This window comes from Streptomyces sp. UNOC14_S4 (assembly GCF_020740835.1).
Lineage (GTDB): Bacteria > Actinomycetota > Actinomycetes > Streptomycetales > Streptomycetaceae > Streptomyces.
Genome location: NZ_JAINFC010000815.1, coordinates 1 through 2,186, shown reverse-complemented (window position 1 = coordinate 2,186; position 2,186 = coordinate 1). Strand labels below are relative to the sequence as shown.

Annotated in this window: 1 protein-coding gene and 1 pseudogene; both read left to right on the top strand. The window is 68.8% G+C overall.

Going from position 1 to position 2,186, the window contains the following annotated elements; translation table 11 throughout:
* A pseudogene (locus K6I34_RS36045) lies at positions 1-537 on the top strand (hypothetical protein); the annotation flags it as partial.
* Between the two features lie 128 nt (positions 538-665).
* Positions 666-2,120: an amino acid permease gene (locus K6I34_RS36040; RefSeq protein ID WP_229332243.1), complete on the top strand. Its 1,455-nt coding sequence runs from the start codon at positions 666-668 to the stop codon at positions 2,118-2,120.
* Positions 2,121-2,186 lie beyond the last annotated feature (66 nt).

Here is a 2,186-nt window from a genome sequence, read left to right as displayed (position 1 = left end):
GAGCGCCCACGGGCCGGGCTGCTCACCGCGCCGCCCGGCCCGTGGGCGCTCTTCGCCCGCATCCTCCGGCTCGATCCCTGGCACCGGGAGGCGCACCACCGGTTCCTCGCGTTCTTCTTCACCCGCCACGGCGGCTCCGCCAACGCCGCCTGGGACGTCGCCGCGTTCCTCGGGCAACGGGCCCCCGCCTCCTCGCCCCTGGGCCTGCTCCCCCTGGTGAACCTGGTCGAGGAGTACAACCCCGCGGCCCCGCTGGCACGCCGCACCTGGGTGCAGCACCAGTGGCGGACCACCGCCCTGGGCCTGTACGAGAACTGGTTCCCGCACGTCGCCGACTACCGGTTCACGCCCGTGCTGGACCTCGCCTACCTCGCGCACGCGCTGCTCATGTCGCACCGCGACGACGAGGCCCGGGCCGTGCTCACGGCCATGGGGCCGTACGCCTCCCGGATGCCCTGGAGCGCCTTCGGCGACCCCGAGGAGGAACTGACCAGAGCCAGACGCCGCTGCGGACTCCCCGTGCCCGGCACCTCCTGAACCACCCCCCGTCCCCGACCGGAAGAAAGGCTGTGGCCGTGCCCGTACCCGCATTCCTCGTCCGCAGGAGAGAAGCACGGCAGCAAACGGTGCCGTTCGCATTGGACGACGACGCGACGTTGCACGCCATGGGCTATCCGCGAAAACTCACCCGCCGCTTCCGGGCGTTCGACAATTTCGCGATCTCATTCACGATCATCAATATCATCTCGGGGATCTTCTCCTCCTTCGGATTCGGCATGACGGCGGGCGGTCCGCGGATTCTCGTCTTCGGCTGGATCGGTGTGTCCGTGATGGTGCTGTTCGTCGGGGCCGCGATGGCGGAAATCGCCTCCGCCTATCCGACGAGCGGCGCGCTGTATTTCTCCGCGGGAAAACTCGCAAAACGGCACCGCGGCGCCTGGTCCTGGTACACGGGCTGGCTGAACTTCGTCGGCCAGGTCGGCGGGACCGCCGCCACCAACTACGCGGCCGCCACCTTCATCCAGGCCTTCATCGCCCTGCAGTGGCCCTCCTACCACCCCCACCCCGAGCACACCGTCGCCATCACGGCCGTGATCCTGCTGGTCCAGGCCCTGGCCAACACCTATACGGTGCAGCTCGTCGCCGTGCTGAACCGGATCTCCGTCTGGTGGCTGCTGGTCGGCCTCGTGGTCATCGTCACCACCCTCACCCTGAAACCCGGCCACCACCAGCCGCTCTCGTACGCGACGCACTTCGTCAACGAGACCGGCTTCGCCAGCGGCTTCTACGGCGGAATGCTCGGCCTTCTGGTCACCAGCTGGACGTTCACCGGATTCGACGGCAGTTTCCATATGTCCGAGGAGACCGTGAAAGCCACCGTGAACGCGCCGCGTGGCATCATGCGTGCAATCAGTTACTCCGCGCTCACCGGGCTGATCCTGATGCTGGCCCTGGTCTACGCGATCCGCGACTACGCGGGGGAGGCGGGCGCGGCGGCACCGCCGGTGCAGATTCTCATCGACGCGCTGGGCACGGGCACCGCCAATCTCCTGCTGCTCATCGTGATCGGCGCCATGCTCTTCTGCGGCCTCGCCAATATGACCAGCAATACCCGGCAGATCTTCGCCTTCGCCCGCGACGGCGCGATGCCCGGCTCCCGCTGGTGGCACTCGGTCTCGCCGCGCACCCGCACGCCCGTCAAGGCCGTGTGGCTCGCAGCCGCCTGCTCCCTGGTGCTCGTCGTGCCGGGCTGGTGGTCCCACACCGCGTTCACCGCCATCGTCAGCATCAACGTCGTCGGCCTCTTCCTCGCCTACGGCGTCCCCATCTTCCTGCGGCTGCGGCTGGGCGACGAGTTCCGGCCCGGGCCCTGGAACCTGGGGCGGTGGGGCGTGCCCGTCGCGGCCGTCGCCGTCGTCTGGATCGTGATCAGCAATGTGCTGTTCATGCTGCCGCAGGCGTCCCCCCTCACCCTCACCTCGTTCAACTACGCGCCGATCGCCCTGGCCGTGGTCCTGGTCGTCGCCACCGTCTGGTGGTTCGCCAGCGCCCGCAGGCGCTTCCAGGGCCCCGTCAGCTACGGCCGCCCGGACGAGGTGGCTGCCATGGACCTCGTCTGACCTCGCGTCCGGCCCCACCCCGAACGGACACCCATCCAACGAGTAAGGAACGAACACCCCGTATGC

Bases quoted from the DNA above. Each gene is read 5' to 3' on its own strand.
- K6I34_RS36040 (WP_229332243.1), top strand. From the start codon at position 666: ATGGGCTATCCGCGAAAACTCACCCGCCGCTTCCGGGCGTTCGACAAT.